This is a genomic window from Alteromonas sp. AWJ4_197 (genome assembly GCF_056160285.1).
In genome coordinates this window covers 1-5,841 of sequence record NZ_JBSWWW010000016.1, presented here as the reverse complement: position 1 = coordinate 5,841, position 5,841 = coordinate 1, and the positions used below count along the sequence as shown (strand labels likewise).

General features: G+C 71.3%; 11 protein-coding genes. All 11 read right to left on the bottom strand.

Annotation, left to right across the window (positions count from 1 at the left end; genetic code table 11):
- Positions 1-1,685 (bottom strand): tape measure protein (locus ACXAGC_RS20115; RefSeq protein WP_474846740.1); only part of this gene is annotated, 1,685 nt, incomplete at its 3' end.
- Positions 1,686-1,739: 54 nt separating this feature from the next.
- A complete protein-coding gene (locus tag ACXAGC_RS20110) occupies positions 1,740-2,210 on the bottom strand; it encodes a DUF5361 domain-containing protein (RefSeq protein WP_474846738.1) in 471 nt (156 codons plus the stop codon).
- Positions 2,174-2,548 (bottom strand): hypothetical protein, encoded by a 375-nt coding sequence (locus tag ACXAGC_RS20105; RefSeq protein ID WP_474846736.1) that lies wholly within the window; start codon positions 2,546-2,548, stop codon positions 2,174-2,176. The genes ACXAGC_RS20110 and ACXAGC_RS20105 overlap by 37 nt, the downstream gene beginning before the upstream one ends.
- Before the next feature lie 164 nt (positions 2,549-2,712).
- A complete protein-coding gene (locus tag ACXAGC_RS20100; protein ID WP_474846734.1) occupies positions 2,713-3,309 on the bottom strand; it encodes a phage tail tube protein in 597 nt (198 codons plus the stop codon).
- Between the two features lie 85 nt (positions 3,310-3,394).
- Positions 3,395-3,562 carry a hypothetical protein gene (locus ACXAGC_RS20095; RefSeq protein ID WP_474846732.1) on the bottom strand — a complete coding sequence of 56 codons (168 nt, stop codon included), beginning with the start codon at positions 3,560-3,562 and terminating at the stop codon, positions 3,395-3,397.
- Entirely contained in the window at positions 3,559-4,011 is a 453-nt protein-coding gene (locus tag ACXAGC_RS20090) for a hypothetical protein (RefSeq protein ID WP_474846730.1), read from the bottom strand. The genes ACXAGC_RS20095 and ACXAGC_RS20090 overlap by 4 nt, the downstream gene beginning before the upstream one ends.
- Positions 4,008-4,256 carry a hypothetical protein gene (locus ACXAGC_RS20085; protein WP_474846728.1) on the bottom strand — a complete coding sequence of 83 codons (249 nt, stop codon included), beginning with the start codon at positions 4,254-4,256 and terminating at the stop codon, positions 4,008-4,010. Before ACXAGC_RS20085 ends, ACXAGC_RS20090 begins: the two co-directional genes overlap by 4 nt.
- Positions 4,257-4,258: 2 nt before the next feature.
- Entirely contained in the window at positions 4,259-4,618 is a 360-nt protein-coding gene (locus ACXAGC_RS20080; protein ID WP_474846726.1) for a hypothetical protein, read from the bottom strand.
- Positions 4,615-5,097: a Gp19/Gp15/Gp42 family protein gene (locus ACXAGC_RS20075; protein ID WP_474846724.1), complete on the bottom strand. Its 483-nt coding sequence runs from the start codon at positions 5,095-5,097 to the stop codon at positions 4,615-4,617. Before ACXAGC_RS20075 ends, ACXAGC_RS20080 begins: the two co-directional genes overlap by 4 nt.
- Before the next feature lie 5 nt (positions 5,098-5,102).
- On the bottom strand, positions 5,103-5,420 hold the full coding sequence (locus ACXAGC_RS20070; protein ID WP_474846722.1) for a hypothetical protein: 318 nt from the start codon (positions 5,418-5,420) through the stop codon (positions 5,103-5,105).
- A gap of 16 nt (positions 5,421-5,436) precedes the next feature.
- Positions 5,437-5,841 (bottom strand): phage major capsid family protein (locus tag ACXAGC_RS20065; protein ID WP_474846721.1); only part of this gene is annotated, 405 nt, incomplete at its 5' end.

Here is a 5,841-nt window from a genome sequence, read left to right as displayed (position 1 = left end):
GCCACGCGCTGGGCGACGAGCCCGGCCACGGCCCGGGTGCGGGTGAGCACCCCGGCCGACTGGGCGGTGTTGTTGGCGACCGTGGCGCCGGTGTTGGCCGTCGTGCTGGTCGTGAGCGCCAGGCGGGCGGCGGTCTGGCGGTTCTCGAGGATGATGTTGGTCAGGCGCAGGACGTTGTTGGCGAGCAGGACCGGGGCCATGGCGACCTGGGCCCACTGCAGCTTCTGCGAGGAGACGGTCAGGGCCATGGAGGCCACGCGCCAGGCGACGAAGCCGGCCACGATCGCCGGCATGAACCGGATGATCGTGTCCACGTGGCGGGCGAGGAAGGACAGCCCGGTGGCGAGCGCGGAGATCCCGGCCACGGCGATCGTGCCGACCGCCCCGCCCAGCTGCGGCAGGGAGGTGAGGAAGGAGGACATCGCCGGGCGCAGGGTGACGAGGGAGTCCCCGATAGAGGAGAACGCGGAGGCAACCTGGGCCCCGGAGGAGCCCAGGGAGGTCTTGAAGGCGTTCCAGGAGGAGAAGTCCAGGGAGCGCAGGGCGTCCCAGGTCTGGCGCAGGGCGTAGGCGGCGCGCTCCATGAAGCCGGGGAAGCCGCTGCTGGTGACCTCGCCGTCGTTGTAGCGCCAGGCCGCGGAGAAGGCGCGCAGGCCGCCGATGAGGGCGTTCATGCCCTTGCCCAGCGGGGAGCTCTCGGACAGGCCCATCCGCTCGACGATGTCGGGGGTGAGGATGGAGCGGTTGCCGATGTCGCGCAGCGGGGTGATGAAGCGCACCGCGGCCGCGCCGGCGGTGGCCAGGGCGCCGCCGACCTTGACGGAGAGTCCCTCCGCGAGCGGGGTGAGGTAGCCCTCGGCCTTGTCGAGCCAGGAGGTGAGGGTGTTGAAGACGGGGCCGATGGCGGGGTAGACGCCCTTGAGCAGCCCGGCGCCCAGGCGCGCGAGGGCCGCACCCATGTTTTTGAAGGCGCCGGTGGTGGTGTTGCCGGAGGACAGGGCTGCGCCCTCCATGGAGGACATGGCGGAGAGGAACTGCTCGGAGGAGATCTTGCCGTCGGCGCCGAGCTTGTAGACGTCGGCGGCGGCCACGCCGAGCTCCTCGGAGAGCAGCTGCACGACGGGGATGCCGATGTCGCCGAGCTGGGCGAAGACGTCGCCCTGGACCTTGCCGGAGGTGGCGACCTTGTTGAAGATCGAGCCCATCTCGGCCAGGGAGGTCCCGCCGATGGTGGCGGCGTCGCCGACGAGGGAGAGATAGCCGGTGAGCTCCTTGCCGGGCTTGATGCCGGCGGCCACGGCCGAGGCCGCGGTGGTGGCGGCCTCGTCCATGCCGAAGGCGGTGCCCTTCACGGAGGCCAGGGCGTTGGCCATGATCTCGGCGGTGGCCTCCCCGGAGTTGCCCAGGCCCTTGAGCTTGGCCTCGGCGTTCTCGATGGCAGAGAGGCGCCCGAAGCCCTTCACCAGGGCGGTGCCGAGCACGGCGGTCAGGCCGGCGCCGGCGACCTTGGCACCGGTCTTGAGGGTGGAGCCGAGCCCGGAGGCCATGCGCGAGCCCATGGACTGGCCGGCGCTGGAGGCGACGTTGGTGATCCCGGAGCTGTTGAGCTCCCGGGCGATGTTGGACTTCATGCCCTTCATCGAGGGGAGGATGGGCACGTAGGCCGGGACGAGCTCGATGGCCATGTGCGGCACCTCCCAGGGATGCGTGAGACCCGCACCCCGGTGTGGGTGCGGGTCTCACGATTCGGTTTTCAGATGGGCGAAGCGGTCGCCGAGCCACTCGATCATGTCGTCCTCGTCGAGGGCCTCGGTGCCGTAGTGCTTCTTGGTCGACTGCACTCCGGGGCGCGGGATCGGCTCCGGCGGGTTCGCCCCGGGCTTCTCTGCGTCCTCGGTCTTGGACCACTGCAGCCAGTTCAGGGCGTCGGCCATGGAGGCCAGCAGGTGCCGGGTGAGGTCCCACTCCACGGCCTCGCGCCCGTCGGTGGACAGGACCAGGGCCGAGGACCGGGGTGCGAACTCGACGATCACGTAGAGGTCGCGCCAGTTGAAGTCGCGCGCGGCCATGACCGTCTCGCTGTCGAGCCAGCGCAGCCGGTAGCCGCCGCCGGTGGAGAGCAGATCGAACTCGATCGCCTCGCCGTGCTCCTCGAGGAGCCCGGCGAGGTCCGTTATTCCCCCAGGGACATCGCGGACTGCTCGTTCCACTGCTCCATGAGCTGCTCCTGGTCCCAGAGCGCGATGTCGTCGAGCTTCTCGTACTGACCCTCGGCGAGCAGCCCGCCGAAGAGGTACTCGTCGACGGCGTCCTCCTCGAGCTCCCCGGCCTGGACCTGGCGGGTCAGGTTGTTCAGGCCCTTGATGAAGCCGCGGGTGAGGTTCTCGATGTAGGGCAGCGTGAAAGTGCCGGCGGCGCAGGTGAAGACGAACTTCTCCGACGGGTCGTGCCGCTCCTTCTTGCCCTCGGGCTCCTGGTGGTCGGCGGGGACCTTGGCGCCGGCCTCGGCGGCCTTCTGGGCGGTGGTCTGAGTGTTCTTCGGGGCCATGGGGTGGTCCTTTCTGAGAGCTGTGCAGCGGTGCGGGGCGGTCGGGGTGGGGCGTGCCCCCTGGCCTGGTGGACCGCCCCACGGAGAGACCAGGCCAGGGGTGTTCAGGGAGACGCCCCGCCGGCGGCCACGGGGGCTACCGGCGGGGCGTCAGGGGAGCCGGGTCAGGGCGTGACCGGGGCCGCGGCCTCGGTGGCCGGGATCAGCTCGTACTCGTACTCGTTGTTGCCGTCCTCGTCGGGGTAGGCGGTCATCGTGCACTCGTACTGGATCGGGCCGTTCTTCACGTGCGGGATCTCGGCGATCTCGGTGATCTGGCCCTGCGGGTAGACCTTGCGGATCTTCACCCCGCCGCGGTCGCGCATCTCGGCGACGTACACGCGGACGGGCAGCTCCTCGGAGTTGTACTTGATGACCCGGAGGGTGTCGCCCTCGGCGGTGGTCGTCTCGGTGACGTTGCCCTGGCCGTGGACCTCGCGCAGCGCCTGCAGGGTCCGCTCGATGATCGTGAACGAGACGGTCAGGCCGTGCTCGGACTGCACGGTCCGGGCGATGTCGCCGTTCCAGTCGCGGACCTCCTCGGTAGAGCGCGAGGGGGTCTCGGAGAGGCCGGCGTTGCCGATCAGGCCGAGCCCGACCAGCGCCGGGGCGAGCTCGGTGGTGGCGTCGGTGGGCAGGGGAGTGCCCTCGGGGCCGGAGAGCAGGCCTCCGGTGGTGCGAGCGCTTTTGGCCGGTGCTCCGACCCGCACTGCGTTTGCCATGGTGGTGTCCCTTCGTCAGGAGTCTGGGGTGGCCCGGGGTCGGGCCGGACGGTGCGCAGGGTGCGCGCCGTCGGTGAGGGGCGGGTCAGGAGGCCTTGGTCTCGGTGGCCTTGGGCTCCGGGGCGGTGGTCTCGGTCCAGCCGGCGTCCTTCCAGGCCTTGGCCTCGGACTCGGGCACGGTGCGCGAGCGCCCGGGCTGGTGGGGGTCGTACAGGGTGGTGAACTTCGGGGTCTTGCGGTTGCTCGAGCTCACGATGGGGCTCCTTCCACAGAGAGGGACAGGTCGGTCAGCGGGACGGTGAGGGTGGCGAGGAACTGGTGCCGGTGCAGCTCCGGGGCCAGGTCGTCGTCGAGGGTGTAGGGCACGCCGAGGTCCACGTCGTAGAGCTCCACGCCGTTGATCTCCTGGCGTTTGGCGGCCAGCGCCAGCAGCGCCCAGGCGTGCTGGGCGAGCTTCCAGGAGGACACGGAGTCATACGCCCAGGTCTCGACGGTGATCTGGGCGGCGTCCTGGACGAGGTTGGTCAGCCCGCCCCCGGTGCGGGTGACCCGGATCATGCCCGCGGCGCGGGTGTCGTCGAGCTCGGTCTGGGCTTCCAGGCCGTTGCCACGGAAGTCGGCGACCACGTCGGCCTCGACGTCGCGGGGCACTTCCACGAGGACCTCGACCAGGTCGGGCCGGTCCTCGATGACGACGCTCATCGGAGGTTGCCGATCGTCTTCAGCAGCGTCTGGTTCCTGCTGTTGTCGCGGATCGCCCGGGGCGTGGCGGCCATGATCGAGGCCCGGGCCCGGGTGCGGCCCGTGACGGCCGTGGCCACGTAGCCGGGCCCGGCCGCCCGGGCCCCGTTCTGGGCCCGGCGCAGCATCTCGGCCTTGGTGGTGTGGTGCTTGAGGATCTGTTCAGCGGCGCGGCCGTTGAACTTCCCCAGGGTGATCTTGGCCATGGTCATCCCTCCGAGAGCTCGAGCTCGATCTGCAGGCCTTCGTTGCGGCGCGAGCGGGTGTGCGGGTTGTTCTTCCAGACGCCCGGGCGGCCCTGGACCTCGTAGGTCAGCCCGTCGGGCAGCTCGACCAGGTCGTGGGCGCCGATCGCGCCCTCGGCGGTGATCGGTGCGATCACGGTGCGCCCGGTGACCACCGGGCGCCGGCCCTGCTCGTCGGGCTTGGTGGAGCCCGCGGGGTAGATCGCGTAGACGCCCAGCGGCACCGGATCCGCGTGCCGGCGGCGGCGGTTGCCGTGCTCGTCGCGGCCGATGGAGGTCAGGAGCCGGCGCACACCGATGTGAGCGGTGATGCGCCGGCTCATGCCCGTCCCTCCGGGGCGTAGGCGTCGGGCCCGTTGACCCAGGAGTGGGCCAGCGGGTGCTTCTCGGGCTCCGGCAGCGTGTCGATGCTGAAGGCCTTGGAGCGCCCGGAGGGAGCCGACTGCAGGTCCGAGAGCTCCTTGGGGGTGATCCACAGCTCTCCGGGCTGGTCCCCGCCGAAGGTGCGCGAGCCGCCCATCGGGCCGGTGGTGTCCTGCTCGGTGCGCACCCCCTCGGGGTTGCGGAACTTCCGCTCGACCATGGAGCACACGACGTCGGTGACCGTCTCGGCCAGGTCCGGCTCGTGCGCCGGGTCGGTGTCCGGTACGGCCAGGCGCGCGACGATGTCGTGGACCTCCCGGCGGATCTTCCGCTCGGCGCGGTCGATCCACTTCTGCAGCAGGTCGGTGTCGTCGGGGGCGGGATCGCCGTCCCCTTCGATCCAGGCGTTCTGGACGTCCTGCGGGGTGGTCCACGACATCGCGATCACTCCTTGTCGTTGGCCGCGCTACGGCGGGTGCGCCGGGCGGGCTTGGCGGGCTCCTCGGCGGCCGCGGGGGCCTCCTCGGTCTCCTCGTCCGCCGGGACGTCCGTGGGCGCCTCAGCGGCGCCCTCGGGGTCCTCCTCGGGCGTCTCCTCCCCGGTGTCCTCCGGGTCGGGGGTGTCCTCCTCGCCGGTGGGCTCGGCGGGCGGGGCCTGCACGAGCTCCCAGCCGAGGGCCTCGAGGGCGCGGACGCCGCCGGGCACAATGTCGTGCACCTTCCCGGCGGTGTCCTTCATCGGGGTCAGCGTGGTCTCAGCCATGTCTCAGCCCTCCCGATCAGACGCCGGCCGCGGCCGGGGTCAACACACCGGCCGGGAACACGGCGGAGCCGGTCTGGCGGGACACGGGGCGGGCCACGGTGTAGGCCACGCGGAAGACCACGCGCAGGGCCTTCATGTCCTGCTGCATGAGGTTGTAGACGATCCGCTGGCCGCCGGTGCCGTCGGGCTCGGTGATGACGCCCTCGCGGAAGATGTCGTAGGTGATGTCCTGACGGACGCCCACGACCACCTTCTGCCAGTCGACGGCGGCCAGGGTGGCGGCCTCGGAGTTCCAGACGCCGGTGGTGACCTCGTTGAGGCCCAGCCCGTAGAGCGTGGAGGGCTGGCCCGCGGCGAGCGCGGAGTTGTAGATCGGGCGGCCGCCGGCGTCGCGCAGGCCGACGAGCTCCCAGTTCAGGCC